We start from the raw sequence: 18,910 nt of genomic DNA on the forward strand, positions 1-18,910 counted from the left end.
AGGCGGCGCGGCCACAGGATCGTCAGGCTGTTCAAGGACAGTGTCTACGGTTCGGGCGATGCCGCCTACCGTCAGGCGCGTGCCTATCGCGACGCCATCCTGCTTGCCATTGCGCCCGCCACCAACCACGAGCAGGCCGTGCTTCTGCGCAAGAACAACCGAAGCGGCATCTCCGGTGTCAGACGTGTAGAGACGGCCGAAGGTGATGTCTGGCAAGCAACGCTGACGACCCGTGAAGGCCAGAAGAAGGAGAACTTCTCCATCGCCAGATTTGGCGAGGAAGCGGCAAAGTCAATGGCGATCACACGACGCCACAAATCGTTGACGGCGCTGCCGGTAACCCATCTCGCCTATGCCCATCACGCTGCCGAGGTTGCGCGCGCGCAATTTGGCGACGAGCTTGCGCCGGCGGACGATGTTTTGCCCAAGGTGCACATGGGCGATGCTGATATCGAGGCGCGCATCAAAGCCATTAACGACCAATTTGATGCGGCTCGCCCGAAGCGACTGCGGGTCCGGGTTAAAAGCTATGCCAGGGACAGGGTATCCATCGCAGTTTCCGACGCAGAAAGCCCCGCGCGGAAAAAGCTCATGCATTTCAACAGGCGGGGCAAGACAGGGATCGAAATCATCGACATGATCAACAGAAGCGTCCCGGAAACCGTAACGGCAATTCATGATGAGAAGATCGCGTGCTGGTTCAGCTCCGAGCACATAAACAAACTACTGGACCCACAGACGTTCAATGTTGATGAGGGTTTAACATGCTCGTTTTTTTGCCAGCAGAGTGGTGAGGAGCAGATGACGAACAGGAGTGATCAATTATGCGCACCGCGAACAGCAAACGATATCGATACAAAATCGAAATACTCAGCTCGCGTAGCATACTCACCGCGTTGTATTCTCTTACACTCCTTATCCCACAAACACTGGCAGCAGAACCCTCCGATCGCGACAAGGGCAGACTACAGGAGGCTGTCATCAGCTGTTTTATGGTCCCTGCCGGGGCGACGGCCCCTGCTGTTATCGAAGCACACTTCGAAGACGGTAGGCTGAAAGGCACGCCGAAAATCGTGTCGAAAGGAGAAGGGGCGCTCAATGAAGCATTTGCCAATGCGGGGGTTCGCGCGATCCTGAGATGCGAAGCAAAGATCGCTGCCCTTGCGATCGACGGTGACGTACGATTCAACTTCAAGGCTGAAGCACAGGAGCCAGACGGAGTTTCTGATACCTTGGAAGAGGATACGACCAGGAAATTGTCCCCCGAACAACAGCAGGCCCGCGAGCAACAAGCGAAGGAGATCGAAGACTTCCTGAACAAGCGTCAGACACGCGATTGAACACATCAGACCAGGCAAAAACACTGCAGATGAAGCTCTAAACGCGCCACAACTCTCACGCCTGTTTCCTGTACGGGAACGGCATGACTCCAGGCATCACTATTCTCTCATCGATTTGAGCTGATATTAATGACGGCGGAAGAGCCAATCTGAACGAAGGAATAATCGACCGCGCGCCGTCTCCACCAGGCCGTTGTACTTTCTATCGCGTCATTCTTGTCGAGATTATCCGGTGCACCAAGCTTCTCCGACAAGGCATCCAGGAAACCGGCAGGTCTTGGCGTTCTATAGGCACAGGCCTTGTGCCCGTTTGGACCAGTGGTAACCCAGAATGACAATAACTCGGCTCCGCTGGCCTTCTCTTGCCGCCAGCCCACAACGTCCACCGAACCGCCATTGTAGGCGACGAAACTACGACGCCATTCCTGCGTTTCCACATCGGTCAGCCGCGGCCAGCCAAGTTCGTCACCCTTGATCATCGCGGCCTGCACGGTGGGCGCTTCACAGATGGTGAGAAGACGCTCCGCCGTCATGTCCGCCGGCATCGCCGTGGCCACCCCGAAACTCAAAAATACAGCGCAGAAGCTGCCAATGGTCAATATCTCAAGATACCGAAGCGGACTTGCTCGCTCTGCGCTCCTCATTTTCTTCTCCGGTTCGTCATCGTCCATGGGATCAGACCGCCGCGTCCGAAAGTAAACGTTGCGGGATGGATGCAGCCAGTTGAGGATCATGCCCCGGCGTTCACACCGGGCGCAACAGGCTTCCTGTCATCCGCAAACGCTCTTCCAGTAATTCCACAAGCTGCTCCTCGCGAATACGATCCTGCCCCAAGCCGAGCTTCATGGCCAACTCGCGCTGTCAATCGGCGTCGTAACGGGGGTCTGACTCAATGTCGCTGATGTTCTGGATTCAATTGGCCTTGTTTCCGTTGGAGAATCAGCGCCATGCGAGCCCAGTTCCGTCTCTCTGATCTTATCCCTAGCGAATTAAACGTTGATGGGGTGCGTGATGCCGGCGACGCAATCATCGTCGCCGCCTACGGTCGATCCCAAGATTGCACATGCCCCCACTGCGGAACCGCCTCCCGTCGTGTTCATAGTCGCTACTCTCGGATGATTGCCGATCTGCCGTGCGCGGGCCGGAGGATCGAATTGCACCTGACCGTTCGACGCTTCGTTTGTAGTGCCGCCCACTGCCGCCGAAAGATTTTCGCCGAGCGCTTCGGTGACGGTGTGATCCGTCCCATGGCTCGCCGAACAGCCCGTCTGGACTGCCTCGTTCGGCATCTTGCTCTTGCACTGGGTGGTCGCCCGGCGGCGCGCTTTGCGGATCGTCTAGGATTGCCGGTGAGCAATGATACGCTGCTGCGAACCGTTCGCCGATATGATCGGCCTCCGCCAACGCCGCCGAGCGTTATCGGCATCGATGATTGGGCATGGCGGCGCAATCATCGATATGGCACGATCATTTGCGACCTCGAACGGCGAAAGACGATCGCCTTGTTGCCCGACCGAGAACCCTCGACCGCCAAGGCTTGGCTGGTCGAATAGCCGCAGATCGAAATCGTCGCACGAGACCGCGGCGCCAGGTATGCGCAGGCCGCTGCGCAAGCCCTACCACATGCCGAACAGGTCGCCGACCGCTGGCATCTCTTGGAAAACGCCAGCCACGCCTTTCTTGACGCCGTTCGCAAGTCGATGCGGCAGGTCCGCGTTGCGATCGGCACAGTAACTGTAAATCCAAAGCTTCTGACTGCCGCCGAGCGCCTGCAATATGAGGGATACCTGCGGCGTGAAGAGGCAAACGCCGTCATCCGTGATCTCGTCAAAGAAGGCGTATCCATCGAGGAGATCGTGCGCAGAACCGGGCACAGCCGAAAGCTGGTTCGCAGTGTCGTCCGCGGTCAGCGGACCGACATCTTTCGGGTCCGGCAAACTTCCCTGGAACCGCATCTGCCTTGGCTTGAAGCGCAATGGGACGCCGGATTGCGAAACGGCGCTGAACTTTGGCGGCAGCTTCGGCTGGCTGGCTTCGGCGGTGGTCTCCGTGTTGTCACCGAATGGGCAACGCGGCGAAGGCGTGCCGAAAAGGCCGAGAACGGACTCGGCCGTGCGCCAGCCGTGCGCACCATCGTCCGCCTGATAACGCTTGAACGCAGCAACTTGACCAAGGCTCAAACGATGACGGTTGCTGCGATCGAGGAGCGATTGCCAGACCTTGTCGAGGCCAGGAATATCGTTGAGAGCTTCCACAAAATGCTGCGCAGCAAGTCTGCATATGATCTGGAGGTTTGGATCGACCGCGCGGCAAGAAGTCTGGTCGCGTCATTCGCCAATGGTGTCATCCGTGACCGCGCAGCGGTCCAGAACGCAATCACTTCAATGTGGTCGAATGGCCAGACTGAGGGACAGGTCACCAAGCTTAAACTCATCAAGCGGCAAATGTACGGGCGCGGGAAGCTGGATCTGCTCGAGGCACGTATTGTCGGAGCGCCCTGATGTCATCGAGATTGCGCCAGCCCCCCGTTTGGACGCCGATCACCCCGTTAACAGGGTCCTTATTCCATGCTGAAGCACAGCGGGAGAAATCGAAGAACTCGTGCTCGGCTATGGCGTCTTGGATTTCCGGAATTACGCCCTCACGCTCGGCAAAAACTATTGAAGACGTCGAGAGAGAGAGAGAGAGAGAGAAGTACTCGCGCCCGGGCAACAACGCTACGCGGGCAGGCACATTTCGAATGATCTTTCAAGCACTTGAGGAGGCATCACTGCGCATTTTTTCGATCAGATCACAAGTGTGTGATGTGGCGGATTTTCTCTAAAAAAGGGACAGCGCCGTTCGCAACTTCAACCGCCTCTGGCCTGGCCGGGGCGGTCTTTTTTGCCCAAAGAGTTCAGCCGTCGATGGCGGCGAGTTCAGACGTTGATGGCGGGCTACAACAAAAATGGTGGGCCTGGAGAGACTCGAACTCCCAACCAAGCGGTTATGAGCCGCCGGCTCTAACCATTGAGCTACAGGCCCTTATCGGAACAGGTGATCCGAAACACCGGCTTCGCAATGGTTCGAATCCGGTGGGTCACGCTCTAACGTAATTTTTTGAGCCCGACAAGCCATTGATGCTTTCGCAAGGCGCCGCCGCCGTATTAGCTACACAATCTAAGGCAATACCCTCCAAAGGGACACAATCAACGAGGAAACACCATGAAGACAAAAACGGCCCGCCTCTTCGCACTCACCGCAATGACCGCAGCAGCCATGATGCCGCTTGCCGCCCAGGTGTCTGCGCAGGAGGCTACCCCGCGCGAAGCCACCATCAGTGTTTCCGGTGAAGGCCAGGCGGCCATCGCCCCTGACATGGCGATCCTGTCGTTCAGCGTCGTCAAACAGGCGGAGACGGCGGCTGCGGCGCTTACGGAAAACTCCAAGGCACTCGCCGATGTTCTCAAAGCGCTGAAGGAGGCGGCCATCGAAGACCGCGATCTGCAGACCAGCAACTTCTCGGTGCAGCCGCTCTACAAGCATTATGAACCCAAGGACGGTGTCTATGTCGCCCCCGAGATCACCGGCTATCAGGTTTCCAACGGCCTGACCGTGCGGGTGCGCGACCTGAAGAAGCTCGGCACCATCCTCGACACCTCCGTCAAGCTCGGCATCAATCAGGGTGGCGATATCACCTTCACCAATGACAAGCCGGAAGCCACGGTGACCGAAGCCCGCAAGCAGGCTGTCGCCGATGCTCTTGCCAAGGCGAAGACGCTTACGGAAGCAGCCGGCGTAAAACTCGGCCGCGTCATCCAGATCAGCGAAAACATGCAGCGCCCGATGCCGGTGCCGCAGGGCATGATGCGCGCCTCGATGATGAAGGAAGCCGACAGCGTTCCGATCGCTTCGGGTGAGAACAGCTACAGCGTCGTGGTCAACGTCACCTTCGCGCTCGATCAGTAAGACCGGCGGGGGCGGCACCTCGGTGCCGCCTTCACCTCATCCGGGGTTTTCCGCCATCGGCATCCATGCAAAATGAAATGCCCCTCGCCTGCCTTTGCGGGACAAGCGAGGGGCATTTTTATCCATCCGGCGGACGGGGATGTCACCGGACCGAATATTGTCCGCTTTAGCGGCGGATTACAGGGCAGCCGCGCTCATTGGCGAAGACGATGCGGTCGCGACCGCGACGGTCAAAACCGGCGACCACGACGCGGCGCGGCGACACATCAACCACGCGGGCACGGCGAAGACCCATACGGCTTGCCTTTTCTTCCGCAAATCGCGGCGAGCAGCCAAAACGCGGGCGATCCGGGCGTCCCCAGCCGCGGCCCCTGTCATGGCCGTATCCATCCTGAACCTGAACCCTGAACTGAACATCCGAACCGGCGGAGGCAGTGACAGCGGTGGCGGAAATTCCGCCGAGAGCGATGAGGGCGGCCAGACCGGCTTTTGCGAAGGTGTTGAACATGAACTCACTCCGTTTGTTTCTTCGCCGGCAGGGAATGTCCCCGGCGATTGACGAGACCCTATCCCCGCCCGCCTGAACACCGACCGAACCACATGTTCAGCCGAGGTTCATGGATATTAACGGGAAAACACTCCCTGCCTGACGAAAGATCAGGCCGAAATATGCAGCACGATTTCACGGCGATGCGGCCGGTCGCGATGTTCGAAAAGATAAAGCCCCTGCCACGTGCCAAGCGCAAGCCTGCCTTGGCCGATCGGCACGCCGATCGAAACCGTCGTCAGCGCCGACTTGATATGGGCGGGCATATCGTCGGGGCCTTCCAGCGTGTGGGTGACCCAGCGCATCGCGACGTCGTCGGAGGGCGGCACGAGGCGGGAGAAAAACGTCATGAGATCGCGCCGCACATCCGGATCGGCATTTTCCTGGATAAGCAGGGAACAGGATGTGTGACGGACGAAGACAGTCAACAGACCTTCCTCCACGCCCGCCTGCCTCACGAAGCCCGTGGCTTCGGATGTGAATTCGTAAAGCCCCTGCCCGTGGGTGGCGATGGTTATCTTTTTCTGTGGCACAGTTTTTCTTTCAGATAATCCGGAACAAAATCGGCGCAACAATCGTTACACCGTGTCAAATTCTATCCGATGGCGATAGAGACAAGACAATAACGTGACGACGGCCCGTAATATTGAAACGGAAAACCGGCGTCCCGGTTGCAAAAAACGGGGAAGGATTGGCAATCTCAGAATGAATTATTCAGGTTTTCCCATTCCCTCACAAAGAGAATATTTTCAGCGCAAGACAGGCACAGGGTGCGAAAGACTAATTCATGGCATCCATTGACGACAACGTCGACCTGACCAATTGCGATCGCGAACCCATTCACATTCCAGGTTATATTCAACCGCACGGCTGTCTCATCGCCTGCGATAATGCCATGCGCATGGTTCTCAGGCATTCGCAAAACTGCCGCGACCTGTTGGGCATGGAGGGCGATATCAACGGCAGGACTGCCGAGGATGTGCTCGGCAAGGATCTGGTCCACGAGCTTCGCAATGCGCTGACCGTGACCGGGCGAACCACACGTCCGGCCATGCTGCCGGGCATGGAAACGAGCGATGGCCGCAAAGTCGATATTTCGCTCCACCGCTACAAATCCACCACGATCATCGAATTCGAGCCGTCGCGAAGCGAAACGCAACCGCTGGGTACCGCGCGCAAGATGGTGGACCGCATCCGCGAGGCGGACAGCGTCGAAAGCCTGATTTCAAGGACGACCCGGCTGATAAAGGCGACCTTGGGATACGACCGGGTGATGATCTACCGTTTCGAGGATGACGGTGCAGGCAAGGTCGTGTCGGAAGCAAAGCAGCCGGAGCTGGAGAGTTTTCTCGGGCAATATTTCCCGGCCAGCGACATTCCCCAGCAGGCCCGCGCGCTTTATCTCAGGAATACGCTGCGCATCATCTCCGATGCCAGCGGCGCGCGTGTTCCCGTGCTGCCCGCCCTCGACGCTTCCGGAGAACCCCTCGATCTGTCCTTCGCGCATCTGCGCAGCGTCTCGCCCATCCATTGCGAATATCTTCGCAACATGGGGGTTGCCGCTTCGATGTCGATTTCAGTGATTGTCGATGGCGCCCTGTGGGGGCTGATCGCCTGTCACCACTATTCACCGCGCATCCTGACCATGCCGGTCAGGATCGCCGCCGAAATGTTCGGAGAGTTTTTCTCCATGCATTTGCAGGTTCTCAAGCAGAAACGCCGGCTCGACACCGTCAACCAGGCCCATGCCGCACTCGACCGCTTTCTGCGGCTTGCCGCCCATCACGCCAACATCGAAGAATTGCTGATCGACAGCTTCCAGGACTTCTCCGATCTCATGCCCTGCGATGGCGTCGGGCTCTGGGTCGGAGACAATTGGCACGGCCATGGGGCAACGCCGCCGCATGACGCCATTCCAAGGCTGGCGCGTTTCGTCGCCTCGGCTTCGGAAGGAAAGGTCTGGGCCACCCATGCCCTTTCGCAGGCGATACCGGAAGCGGAAATTTATGCTGGCACCGCAGCCGGAATGCTCGCCATTCCCCTCTCCCAGGTCAAGAACGACTATTTGCTGTTTTTCCGCCGGGAGATCGTGCAGAATCTGAACTGGGCCGGCAATCCGGAAAAATCCTATGAGGTCGGTCCGCTGGGCGACCGCCTCACCCCGCGAAAGAGCTTTGCGATCTGGAAGGAAACCGTCCGCCAGCAGGCGCAGCCCTGGTCGGAAGCCGACCGGGAAATTGCCGAAGCGGCCAGAATCGCGCTCGTGGAGGTCGCTTTCCATCACAGCGAGCTGATGGCGGGTGAAAGGGAACGCGCGGAAGTGCGCCAGCGCATGCTGAACGAGGAACTCAACCACCGCGTCAAGAATGTTCTGGCCATCATCAAATCGCTGGTCGGCAATCCCTCGCAGGAGGGCAAGACCCTGCAGGAATATGTCACCGCACTGAAAGGCCGTATTCAGGCATTGTCCTTTGCCCATGACCAGATCATTCGCGGTGAAGGCGGCGGTGCGCTTCGCGATCTTCTGGATGCCGAGCTGTCGCCGCATCGCTCGCCGGAAACGGTTGTGAAACTGACCGGCCCGCAGGTGACGCTCGATTCGCGCGCTTTCTCCGTCATGGCTCTTGTTCTGCATGAACTGGCGACGAACGCCGCCAAATACGGCGCGCTTTCGCAAAATGGCGGGCAATTGCATGTGCGCTGGACCATCAACGAGAACCGCGATTGCGAGATTGAGTGGCGCGAAATTCTGCCCACCAAACTGCCCCCGCCATCGCGCGCGGGCTTCGGCACCGCGCTCATCAGCCGCAGCATCCCATACGATCTCGGCGGACGCAGCACGATACGCTATTTGCCTGACGGGCTGGAGGCGGAAATTCTTCTGCCCTCCCGCCACGTTTCCTCAGCCACAGCAGTCGCCGACACGCAAACCGAAGATGAAACCGCGCCGCAGCCCAGACGCTATAACCGGGAGGAGCCGTTGAAAGTATTACTCGTCGAAGACCAGATGCTGATCGCCATGGATGTCGAGAACATGCTGGAAGACAACGGCATCAAGGCAATCGAAACGGCAACCTCGTCGGCAATGGCCATTGAAAAATTGAAGACCTATGTGCCTGACGTCGCCATTCTCGATATCAATCTCGGCTCCGACACCTCGATCCCCGTCGCCCGTGAACTCCACCGCCGCGGCATCCCCTTCCTCTTCGCCACCGGTTATGCGGATGGCAGCATGGTGCCAAATGAATTCGGCGACGTGCCGGTGATCAGGAAGCCCTATGATGAAGATGCGCTGATGGCCGGGATTGGGATTTTGGTGGGTGATGCCGAGCGGGTATAGGCAGCAGGAGTTCAGGAATTGCGGCAGGGTTTAATACTCCCTCGCACCACCCATCTTCTCGGATCAAGCGCGATGCAGGCAGCCTTCACCGGCGGCCTGCCGCAAATTGAGAAGCCCCGCCCTTACTGAAACCTCGTAAAGCCCCGCTTTTTGGCCTCTCCCGGACTGACGACGTTCCCGATCTTGAAGCGGAATTCCGTCACGGCGTAGTTTTCCAGGTCAACTTCGCACTGGAACGAGACGTCATGCCAACCGTCACCCGTATTGAACGCACCGCCGGAAGCGTCAATCGAGTTCCCGGAAATCCTGCCTCCCGTATCCGAATAGGGAATCATGCCCCTGGCGGCAAAGCCCGCACCCTGAATTTGGGCCAGAGCTTCCGTGCTGCAAAGCTGCACGATGCGGCGGCGGGGCGGCAGGTCGCCGAACATCTGGCGCCTCTGAGCCGGAGAGAGCATGGACGAAGACAACAGGTGTTTGGCCGCCGGAAGTTTGACGGGTTTCTCTTCCGCCACTTCGGTAGGCTTTTCCTCGGCAGGTTTTGCCTGCGGCACGGGCGCCTGTTCCGGTTCAGCCTCCTCCTTGGCCGGTGAAACCGCGATTTCCCCCTGCTCGGCGGAAGCCTGAAGATCACTGTTGGCGGCGGAAGGGGCGGGCTTGTCCTCAACCGTCTCTTCAGGCGGGCTTGCCGGTTCCTCGGAAGGTTCGGTCTTTTCCGCCTCCTCCGTCTTCCCCGCCTTGTCCACTGCATCCGCCTGGGCCTCTTCCGGCCGCATGGCAATGGCCGGCAGCGTCGCCTGCGGCTGCGGTGTCGGTTTGGCTTCCTCCACCGGCGGGGTGGGTGGTGGTGGCGAAGGTTGCGGTTCTTCCTTTTTCGCTTCCTCCGCAGCGGGCGGCTTTGCTTCTTCCGCCTTTTTCTCTTCGGGCGGCGGCACCAGATCGACGCTGATGCTTTCCGGTTCCTGCGGTTCGGCTATCGTCGCGGGCAGCTCGAACAAGAAAAGCGCAACGACGGCAAGATGCAACAGCACGGAGACGGGCACAGCCCATCCCTTCCACCGCCATCCGTTTGCCGAAACCTGTTGCATCTCATCGAACCTGAGCATTTCCCGAAAAAGCGGAATGCTTTGTTTTCACACATAAGGCTTGTCGCAGAGTTCGCCAGTGCGGGAAACAAAAAACCCGGCCAGAGCGAACTGACCGGGTTCAATTTTAAAGGAAGCGGAAGCTTAGCTGTCGAGGAAACTGCGGAGTTTTCTCGAGCGGCTGGGATGCTTCAGCTTGCGCAGCGCCTTCGCTTCGATCTGACGAATACGTTCGCGCGTGACCGAGAACTGCTGGCCGACTTCTTCCAGCGTATGGTCCGTGTTCATGCCAATGCCGAAACGCATGCGCAGAACGCGCTCTTCACGCGGCGTCAGCGACGCCAGAACGCGGGTCGTCGTCTCGCGCAGGTTCGCCTGAATGGCGGCGTCGATCGGCAGCAGCGCGTTCTTGTCCTCGATGAAGTCACCGAGATGCGAATCCTCTTCGTCACCCACGGGGGTTTCGAGCGAGATCGGCTCCTTGGCGATCTTCAGAACCTTGCGCACCTTTTCCAGCGGCATAGCGAGCTTCTCGGCCAGCTCTTCCGGGGTCGGCTCGCGGCCAATCTCGTGCAGCATCTGGCGCGAGGTGCGGACGATCTTGTTGATCGTTTCGATCATATGCACCGGAATACGGATCGTGCGGGCCTGGTCGGCGATCGAACGGGTGATCGCCTGCCTGATCCACCATGTCGCATAGGTCGAGAACTTGTAACCACGGCGATATTCGAACTTATCCACCGCCTTCATCAGGCCGATATTGCCTTCCTGAATGAGATCGAGGAACTGCAGACCACGGTTGGTGTATTTCTTCGCAATCGAGATCACCAGACGCAGGTTGGCCTCGACCATCTCCTTCTTGGCGATACGCGCTTCGCGCTCGCCCTTCTGCACCATGGAAACGATGCGGCGGAATTCGGCGATGGAAATGCCGGTTTCCGTGGAGAGGTTCTGGATTTCCTGACGGATTTCCCGGATCGTGTTGCTTTCTTCGCGGGCGAATTCCTTCCAGCCGCGGGCGGCCAGATTGGCAATCGACTTCATCCAGTTCGGATCGAGTTCCGCACCGTGGTACTGCTCAAGGAAGCTGTCGCGCTTGACGCCATAGGATTCGGCAAGACGCAGCAAGCGGCCTTCATTCTGCATCAGGCGCTTGGAAATGTCGTAGAGCTGCTCGACAAGGCTGTCGATACGGTTCTGGTTCAGCGACAGCGACTTGACGGCCGTGATCAGCTGATCCTTCAATTCCTTGTAGCGACGCTCCTGACCGGAAGAGAGGGTGCCCGTGCAGGCCAGGCGCGCTTCCACCTGCTGGTCCTGAAGCTTGCGCAGCTTCTTGTAGGTGTCGGCAATGGTGTCGAGCGTTTCCATGACCTGCGGGCGCAGTTCGGCTTCCATCGCGGCAAGCGAAAGATTGGACTCGTCGTCGTCCTCTTCTTCCTCTTCCGGCGGCAGGCCGTCACCACCCACATCGGTCACATCGTCGTCGCCGGTCGGCACGCGCAGCTTGCGGGTCTTTTCCTTTTCTTCGGCGGCCTTGCGGTCGGCCTCGATCTTTTCCGGGCTCTGGAACTGCGGCGCAGCCTTGGCTTCCGGACCGGAATAGGTGGTTTCGAGATCGATGATCTCGCGCAGCAGCGTCGTGCCTTCGTTCAGTTCGTCGCGCCAGATGATCAGCGCCTGGAACGTCAGCGGGCTTTCGCACAGGCCCGAAATCATCGTTTCGCGGCCGGCCTCGATGCGCTTGGCAATGGCGATTTCGCCCTCGCGCGACAGAAGCTCGACGGAACCCATTTCGCGCAGATACATGCGCACCGGGTCGTCGGTACGGTCGGTCGGTTCTTTCTTCTTGGCGGTCGCAAGCGCGGTGCCGCCGGAAGGGGCAAGTTCGCCGCCCTCGGAATCGTCACCGTCGGAATCGCTGTCGTCGTCGCTTGCCGCTGCTTCCTCGGCGTCCTCGTCCTCGATCACGTTGATGCCCATATCGGACAGCATCGCCATCGTGTCTTCGATCTGCTCGGAGGTCACCTCTTCGGACGGCAGGACGGAATTCAGCTCGTCCATCGTCACATAGCCGCGCTTCTTGGCGGCCTTGATCATTTTCTTGACCGCGTCATCCGAAAGGTCGAGAAGCGGGCCGTCCGTCGCACCGTCGCGTTCGTTTTCTGCTTCTTCGTTTTCTTTGACTTTGGTTGCCATTTATCTCGTCGCTTTCCCTGACGCTAACACCTGTTCCGCCGCATCGCCGTCCGCCCCTTGAGCATCCAGCGGTTTGCCGCGAATCACTGTCAGACACCTAACGGAGTGATCTTTAATTGCCGATTAACCACGGCAGCCTCAGGCAGAATGCAAAGACAGTGCACCCGGAAATGCTTGCTCATGCAATTTCTATCCGCCAAGGCTCATTCCACCTTACTTTTCCTGAAATGGTGATTCCCGCTATTTCCCCTCCCGTCAAGCCTTTGAGGGCGAGACAGCCAAGGAAATTCTTAAAAAGAGCCGCAATTTGCGGGTTATCACCAGACTATCCCCTATTTAGGACGCCTGCCGCAAAAGGCAACCCCAGACACCTTTCAATTCTGCCGACCATCCTCAGCCATGACCAAAGGCCGGCCCCTTCACCCGGCCGGACATGACCCCGAAACCGTCGATGATTGCCTCCTGATTTTCCATCCGGCCGATTTCCAGCTGCACTTCGGCCAATGCCCGCACCAGAAGCGTGCCGCGTTCGTCATCCGTCGCCTCGGCGATTTCCCGCTCCAGTTCGCGTTTCTGCCAGAGCAGGGATTTCGTTCTCTTGTGCAACGAAAGAGCCTGCACGTAACCCTCACGCGCATCCTCCATCGCCGCCTGCTCCGTCGCGGTCCACAAACGGGCATTGCGCACCTGCTGGTCCATGGCCTTCAAAAGTGCCTCGAATCCCTGTTGCGACAGCCGCTCGATGAGGCCTGCCCGCGAAATCTCCGCTGCACTTTCCGCCGCATAGGTCAGCACCGTCGACCACAGACGCTGCAGATCACGGTTCTCGTAATCGATGGCGGCGATCTCGTCATATTCCTCAAGCAGCAATTCGGGGTGGTTGACGATAGTGATGGCGAGAACGCTTTCCCGGAGCGAAGGCTTGGTCTGATAACCCCTGACAAGTCCCGATTGCGCCAGCCGGTCGGAAATGCTGCTGGCCGGCGCCGCCATGGCCCCGCCCCGCCCCGGCGCATTGCGCTGGAAGCCGCGTCCCGCCGGCTGCGCGCCGCTGCGGCGGAAATTGCCGTTCTGGCCCCCACCCTGCTGAAAACGCGGCTGGAAAAAGCCGTTCAGCCTGTCACGCATATCCTGCTGGTAAAAACGGCGCACCCCCTCGTCACCGATCACGGCAACGATCTGCCGCAGCCGGCTTTCAAGCTGCGCGCGTTTTTCCGGCGTATCGAAAGTGACGCCCGATGTCTCGCGGCTCCAGATCATCGCCGCAAGCGGCTTGGCTTCGGAAAGCACCCGGTCAAAAGGCGCACGCCCCTCCAGCCGCACGAGATCGTCCGGGTCCTTGCCATCGGGCAGGAGCGCGAAGCTGACGGAGCGATCCGGCTTGATATGCGGCAAGGCAAGATCGGCGGCACGGTTGGCGGCGCGAATGCCGGCACCGTCGCCATCAAAGCAGAGGATCGGCTGCGGCGACATTTTCCAGAGGAGATCGAGCTGGCTTTCCGTCAGCGCCGTGCCGAGCGGTGCAACGGCATTTTCCACACCCGCCTGATAGAGCGCGATGACATCCATATAACCTTCGACGGCGATGACCGAACCGCCGGCCGCCTGCGAGGCGCGCCGGGCGCGGGCGAAATTGTAGAGAACATTGCCCTTGTGAAAGAGCTCTGTTTCGTTGGAGTTCAGATATTTCGCCACTGCATCCGCCGCCATGGCGCGGCCGCCGAAAGCGATCACCTTTTCCCGCGAAGACAGGATCGGGAACATGATGCGGTCGCGGAAGCGGTCGTAGGAGACGGGCACGTTTTCATGCACCACCAGCCCGCAGGCTTCCATCTGCTCCTTGGACACACCCTTGCTCGCCAAATGTTCCTTCAGCGCGTTGCGGCTGTCAGGCGCATAACCCAGCCGGAAGGTCTCGATGGTGCGCCCGGTCAGCCCGCGATCGCGCAGGTAAGCCCGCGCCCGCGCACCGAGCGCCGTCTGCAACTGATCCTGAAAGAACAGCGTCGCCATTTCCATGACGTCCTGAAGCGAAGTCCTCTCCCGCTCGCGCTTCTCCGCCTGCGGATCCGGCTGGGGCATGGAAATGCCGGCCATATCGGCGATCTGCTGCACGGCTTCCGGAAAACTCAGGCCCTCAAGCTCGGTCAGAAAGCGGAAGTGATCGCCGGAAACACCGCAACCGAAACAATGATACCGCCCCTTGCGGTCCTCGCAGTGGAAGCTCGGGCTTTTTTCGCCATGGAACGGGCAGCAGGCCCAATAATCCCCGCGCGACGTGTTGGTCTTCTTCTTGTCCCAGGACACACGTCGACCGATCACATCGGAGATGTGCACGCGGTCGCGTATCTCATCAAGGAAAGAATTGGAAAAGCGCATGGGTTACCTATTCGAGGCCAGTCTTTCATATAAGCGCGGAAAGAGGCCAGCACAAAACTTAAAGAACAGGAATACCCGATATTCACAGGCCACGACGGCGAAATCACATCGCCATTGCGCCCGCTTCGGGCAAATTTATGGCACCGCAGCATCACCGAAAATTATGTTTTTGTAATTTGAGCCGGCCGCAGCGGCGATGTAAAAACATAAACGAAGGCAGCAATTGACCTCCGTATAATCTGCCGACGCCCGCAGGCACGTCCCCCGAAAAAAGCCTGTGAAGGATCGCATTTTGATCCGCCGGAATGCGTTATCGTCGGCAGAAAAAAGGCAGGGCAGCCCACATCTGCCCTGCCTTTACTTTTTTAAGGATGCTCGAACCTACTTCAGCAAATCCTTGACGACGCCGGAGGCCTTGGCGAAATCGATCTGGCCGGGATAACGCTCCTTCAGCGTGTTCATGCACTTGCCCATGTCACGCAGGCCGGAGGCGCCGGTTTCAGTGATGACGGCCTGGCAGAGTTCGCGCACCTTCTCGGCCGGGATTTCTTCCGGCATGAATTCCTTGATGATGACGATTTCCTCGCGCTCCTGCGCGGCAAGCTCGGGACGGCCGGCACCTTCATAGATGCTGGCGGATTCTTCCCGCTGCTTTACCATCTTCGTCAGGATCTGCATGATATCCTCATCGCTGACGGGGTCCTTGCCCACGCCGCGATTGGCGATATCGCGATCCTTGATGGCTGTCTGGATGAGACGCACGGTCGAGGTGCGGCGTGCATCACGAGCCTTCAATGCGTCCTTCAAAGCGTTTGCGAACGTGTCGCGCATCATTTTTCTTCTCCTTGGGAAAGCGCTTTCCGCAGCGTCCTGATACGGAAACTTTCCACCTCATTTTGCGAAACGACATAAACGAGCAGACACATTCAAGCAAATCAAATGCATAAGACCTTGAAAATACGGTGGTTTAATTCCGCGTAAATCTTGGCCGTGCGGTTGACCGCTTGGGCTGCTTTCGTTATTTTCCGGCACCTGCACGAGATTTTAACGAAGGGTCGGAACGCGAGCTTTATCGCGCGCCCCTTTATGTCACGAAGCCTGCGACAAAAATGGCCCCTTACCCCCTGCCTTTCAAGAGGCGGGGTGCGAAGCGGCAGAAACGGAACGAGATGACCGAGACAGCGCCCTGGACTACCCGCAAACCGACCGCAATGCTTGTTCTTGCCGATGGCACGGTCATTGAAGGAACGGGCATTGGCGCAACCGGCAAGGTTCAGGCCGAAGTCTGTTTCAACACGGCACTGACGGGTTACGAGGAAATTCTCACCGACCCATCCTATCTCGGCCAGATCGTCACCTTCACCTTCCCGCATATCGGCAATGTCGGCACCAATGAGGAAGACATCGAAGACCTGACACCCGCCGCCCGCCGCGGCGCCGTCGGCGTCATCTTCAAGGCCGATATCACCGATCCCTCGAACTTCCGCGCCGCCAAGCATCTGGATGCCTGGCTGAAGGCCCGCGGCGTCGTCGGTCTCTGCGGCATCGACACCCGCGCGCTGACGGCATGGATCCGCGAAAACGGCGCACCGAACGCGGTGATCGCCCATGATCCGAACGGCGTCTTCGACATCGAGGCGCTGAAGGCGGAAGCCAAGGCCTGGAGCGGCCTCGTCGGCCTCGACCTCGCCATCGAAGCCACCTCCGGCCAGTCCTCCACCTGGGCTGAAACGCCGTGGGTCTGGAACAAGGGTTACGGCACGCTCGGCGAAGCCGATGCCAAGTACCACGTCGTCTGCGTCGATTTCGGCGTCAAGCGCAACATCCTGCGCCTCTTCGCGGGTCTGGATTGCAAGGTGACGGTGGTTCCGGCCCAGACGTCGGCCGAAGATATCCTGGCGCTGAAGCCGGATGGCGTGTTCCTGTCCAACGGCCCGGGAGACCCGGCCGCGACCGGCGAATATGCCGTACCGGTCATCCAGAACCTCATCAAGAGCGAGCTGCCGATCTTCGGCATCTGCCTCGGCCACCAGATGCTCGGTCTCGCCGTTGGCGCAAAGACCGAAAAGATGCATCAGGGCCACCACGGCGCCAACCATCCGGTCAAGGACTTCACGACCGGAAAGGTGGAAATCGTCTCCATGAACCATGGTTTTGCCGTCGATACCAAATCGCTGCCCGAGGGCGTCGAAGAAACCCATATCTCGCTGTTCGATGGCACCAATTGCGGCCTGCGCATCGTCGGCAAGCCGGTCTTCTCCGTCCAGCACCATCCGGAAGCATCGCCCGGCCCACAGGACAGCCACTATCTCTTCCGCCGCTTCGTTAACCTGCTGCGCGAAAGACAAGGTGAGACAGCGCTCGCCGAGCGCTGATATCTCGTAAAATCAGGAAAGATTATGCGGCCCGCCTTTCAGCGGGCCGTTTGCATTTCGCGCTTCACCAGAAGGACGAAGCGCGCGGTCAGCAGAACCGCGGCCGTCGAAAGGCCGATCACGAAACCGAACCAGACGCCGCGCCCGCCAAAGCCGAGCGGAAAGGCCATGGTCCAGGCAAGCGCCAGGCCGATCGGCCAATAGGAAATCAGCGCCAGCATTGCTGGAATGCGCGCATCCTTCAGTCCGCGCAGCAGCCCTGCCGTCACAGCCTGAATACCATCCACCAGCTGGAAGACGCCGGCGATCACCACGAGGCTGCTGGCATAGGCGAGCACTTCCGCCGCTTCCGGCAATTTTGGATCGAGGAACCATTTCGCCAGAAAGTCCGGAACGACCGCAAACAGGATGCCGCCGCAAAGGGCAATGCCACAGGCGATGGCGTAGATCATGATCGAAGCGCGAATGAGGTTTTTGAAATCACCCTGACCGCGTGCGATGCCCACGCGCACCGTCGCTGCCTGCGACAGGCCGAGCGGGATCATGAAGGCGATGGAAGCAAGCTGCAGGGCAATGCCATGCGCCGCAAGCTGCACGGTGCCGATCTGCCCCATCAGGATCGAGGCGGCGGCAAACAGCGTCACTTCGGCGAGAATGGTGATGCTGATCGGCAGGCCAAGGCGCAGCACTTCAAAGAGCGCATGCCAGTCGGGCCGCCAGAAACGCACGAACAGCTCATATTTCTTCGTTTCCTCCCGCGTCTGCACATAAGCGACGATGAAGATGAAGCTGAAGGCATTGACGATGACGGCAACGACGGCAGCGCCATTCATGCCCATTGCCGGCAATCCGAAATGGCCGAACACCAGCGCATAGGCAAGCACACCGTTCATGACAAGCATGATGATGGTGACATAAAGAATGATGCCGGCGCGCCCGATGGCGCTGACAAGCCCGCGCAGGACATAAAACAGCAACGCCGGCAAAAGGCCGAACTTGGCAATGGCGAGATAATGGCCTGTCAGCGCCGCCACATTGGGGTTCTGCCCGAGAGAAATGAGAATGCGCTCGGCGTTGAAGAAGATCGGCAGGGCGAGCACCCAATAGGCGATCGCCACCCACATGCCCATGCGCAGTGAGCGGCGGGCCGACGTCGCATCCCCCTGCCCGTAGGCCTGCGCCACCATCGGCACCACAGCCACGGAAAATCCGGAACCGAAAATGAAAACGACAAAGAAGAACTGTCCGGCCAGCACCATGGCCGCCAGCTTTTCCGCGCCCAGCTGACCGACGATGACCATATCCGTGGTATGGATGCCAAGCTGCGCGAGCTGCGCGCCGATAAGCGGAATTCCCAGCGCAAGCGTAGCCTTGAAATGCGAAAACCACGACCCCGATCCGGACGGAACGGTTCCTGCAACAACCGACGAAGACATTGTAATTCACCTGAACCTTGGCCGTTGCCCGCGAATTGCGCAACGGCAGCCCGGTGATGAATAAAATATTCCCTTCCTGCACGCAACCTTTGCGCATGAATGATCAAAATTTGCGCAGGCAGGCAAAACATTTCCGGATCGGGCGAAACGGCGTGGAATTGAACAAATTTAGCCGAATTTTACCATTTCACCTTATTAATTAGAACATCGCTTAGTTCTTTTAAATCATAAGCTGCATGACGCAGAATATTCCCGCCTTTG

Annotated in this window: 13 protein-coding genes, 1 tRNA gene and 1 pseudogene; 6 read left to right on the top strand and 9 right to left on the bottom strand. The window is 58.9% G+C overall.

The genetic code is table 11. The features are described from left to right. On the top strand, nucleotides 1-1,056 hold a 1,056-nt coding region (locus N434_RS26065), incomplete at its 5' end, for a hypothetical protein (RefSeq protein WP_286172085.1). A 17-nt stretch (nucleotides 1,057-1,073) separates the two neighbouring features. Beyond that, nucleotides 1,074-1,340: a hypothetical protein gene (locus tag N434_RS02960; RefSeq protein WP_110755999.1), complete on the top strand. Its 267-nt coding sequence runs from the start codon at nucleotides 1,074-1,076 to the stop codon at nucleotides 1,338-1,340. A gap of 107 nt (nucleotides 1,341-1,447) precedes the next feature. Here N434_RS02960 and N434_RS02965 read toward each other — a convergent pair whose 3' ends face one another. Continuing rightward, nucleotides 1,448-2,011, bottom strand: coding sequence for a hypothetical protein (locus N434_RS02965; RefSeq protein WP_181423856.1), 564 nt, complete (start codon nucleotides 2,009-2,011; stop codon nucleotides 1,448-1,450). A gap of 276 nt (nucleotides 2,012-2,287) precedes the next feature. Here N434_RS02965 and N434_RS02970 point away from each other — a divergent pair. Then, a pseudogene (locus N434_RS02970) lies at nucleotides 2,288-3,841 on the top strand (ISL3 family transposase). Between the two features lie 447 nt (nucleotides 3,842-4,288). Here the strand turns inward: N434_RS02970 and N434_RS02975 are convergent. After that, nucleotides 4,289-4,364, bottom strand: a tRNA-Ile gene (locus tag N434_RS02975). A gap of 180 nt (nucleotides 4,365-4,544) precedes the next feature. Here N434_RS02975 and N434_RS02980 point away from each other — a divergent pair. Continuing rightward, nucleotides 4,545-5,288 carry an SIMPL domain-containing protein gene (locus tag N434_RS02980; RefSeq protein WP_065113814.1) on the top strand — a complete coding sequence of 248 codons (744 nt, stop codon included), beginning with the start codon at nucleotides 4,545-4,547 and terminating at the stop codon, nucleotides 5,286-5,288. Nucleotides 5,289-5,454: 166 nt separating this feature from the next. On the opposite strand, the gene N434_RS02985 is transcribed toward N434_RS02980, so the two are convergent. Then, nucleotides 5,455-5,796 (bottom strand): hypothetical protein, encoded by a 342-nt coding sequence (locus tag N434_RS02985; RefSeq protein ID WP_065113815.1) that lies wholly within the window; start codon nucleotides 5,794-5,796, stop codon nucleotides 5,455-5,457. Nucleotides 5,797-5,945: 149 nt separating this feature from the next. Beyond that, nucleotides 5,946-6,368 (bottom strand): secondary thiamine-phosphate synthase enzyme YjbQ, encoded by a 423-nt coding sequence (locus N434_RS02990; RefSeq protein ID WP_110756001.1) that lies wholly within the window; start codon nucleotides 6,366-6,368, stop codon nucleotides 5,946-5,948. A 254-nt stretch (nucleotides 6,369-6,622) separates the two neighbouring features. Here N434_RS02990 and N434_RS02995 point away from each other — a divergent pair, with 254 nt between their 5' ends. Further along, nucleotides 6,623-9,175, top strand: coding sequence for an HWE histidine kinase domain-containing protein (locus tag N434_RS02995; RefSeq protein WP_110756003.1), 2,553 nt, complete (start codon nucleotides 6,623-6,625; stop codon nucleotides 9,173-9,175). 122 nt (nucleotides 9,176-9,297) lie between these two features. Here the strand turns inward: N434_RS02995 and N434_RS03000 are convergent, their stop codons facing one another. From N434_RS03000 to N434_RS03015, 4 genes are all read right to left on the bottom strand, one after another. After that, nucleotides 9,298-10,218: a DUF930 domain-containing protein gene (locus tag N434_RS03000; RefSeq protein WP_181423857.1), complete on the bottom strand. Its 921-nt coding sequence runs from the start codon at nucleotides 10,216-10,218 to the stop codon at nucleotides 9,298-9,300. 186 nt (nucleotides 10,219-10,404) lie between these two features. Continuing rightward, nucleotides 10,405-12,459, bottom strand: a complete 2,055-nt coding sequence (gene rpoD / locus N434_RS03005) for an RNA polymerase sigma factor RpoD (RefSeq protein WP_110756005.1) — start codon at nucleotides 12,457-12,459, stop codon at nucleotides 10,405-10,407. Nucleotides 12,460-12,852: 393 nt separating this feature from the next. Beyond that, nucleotides 12,853-14,838, bottom strand: a complete 1,986-nt coding sequence (dnaG, locus tag N434_RS03010; protein ID WP_110756007.1) for a DNA primase — start codon at nucleotides 14,836-14,838, stop codon at nucleotides 12,853-12,855. Between the two features lie 381 nt (nucleotides 14,839-15,219). After that, the gene (locus N434_RS03015) at nucleotides 15,220-15,672 is read right to left on the bottom strand and encodes a GatB/YqeY domain-containing protein (RefSeq protein WP_110756009.1); all 453 of its coding nucleotides are present in this window, start codon (nucleotides 15,670-15,672) and stop codon (nucleotides 15,220-15,222) included. Between the two features lie 335 nt (nucleotides 15,673-16,007). On the opposite strand from N434_RS03015, the gene carA reads away from it, so the two are divergent. Then, a complete protein-coding gene (gene carA, locus N434_RS03020) occupies nucleotides 16,008-17,213 on the top strand; it encodes a glutamine-hydrolyzing carbamoyl-phosphate synthase small subunit (protein ID WP_110756439.1) in 1,206 nt (401 codons plus the stop codon). Between the two features lie 38 nt (nucleotides 17,214-17,251). Here the strand turns inward: carA and N434_RS03025 are convergent, their stop codons facing one another. After that, complete coding sequence (locus tag N434_RS03025; protein ID WP_065113822.1) at nucleotides 17,252-18,649, bottom strand: MATE family efflux transporter; 1,398 nt, start codon at nucleotides 18,647-18,649, stop codon at nucleotides 17,252-17,254. Between the last annotated feature and the right edge of the window lie 261 nt (nucleotides 18,650-18,910).

This window comes from Rhizobium sp. UGM030330-04, assembly GCF_003208455.1.
Classification (GTDB): Bacteria; Pseudomonadota; Alphaproteobacteria; order Rhizobiales; family Rhizobiaceae; genus Agrobacterium; species Agrobacterium rhizogenes_A.

Coding starts and splice junctions, on each gene's coding strand:
- N434_RS02965 (WP_181423856.1), bottom strand. CDS start 2,011: ATGGACGATGACGAACCGGAGAAGAAAATGAGGAGCGCAGAGCGAGCA.
- N434_RS02980 (WP_065113814.1), top strand. CDS start 4,545: ATGAAGACAAAAACGGCCCGCCTCTTCGCACTCACCGCAATGACCGCA.
- N434_RS02985 (WP_065113815.1), bottom strand. CDS start 5,796: ATGTTCAACACCTTCGCAAAAGCCGGTCTGGCCGCCCTCATCGCTCTC.
- N434_RS02995 (WP_110756003.1), top strand. CDS start 6,623: ATGGCATCCATTGACGACAACGTCGACCTGACCAATTGCGATCGCGAA.
- rpoD (WP_110756005.1), bottom strand. CDS start 12,459: ATGGCAACCAAAGTCAAAGAAAACGAAGAAGCAGAAAACGAACGCGAC.
- dnaG (WP_110756007.1), bottom strand. CDS start 14,838: ATGCGCTTTTCCAATTCTTTCCTTGATGAGATACGCGACCGCGTGCAC.
- N434_RS03015 (WP_110756009.1), bottom strand. CDS start 15,672: ATGATGCGCGACACGTTCGCAAACGCTTTGAAGGACGCATTGAAGGCT.
- carA (WP_110756439.1), top strand. CDS start 16,008: ATGACCGAGACAGCGCCCTGGACTACCCGCAAACCGACCGCAATGCTT.
- N434_RS03025 (WP_065113822.1), bottom strand. CDS start 18,649: ATGTCTTCGTCGGTTGTTGCAGGAACCGTTCCGTCCGGATCGGGGTCG.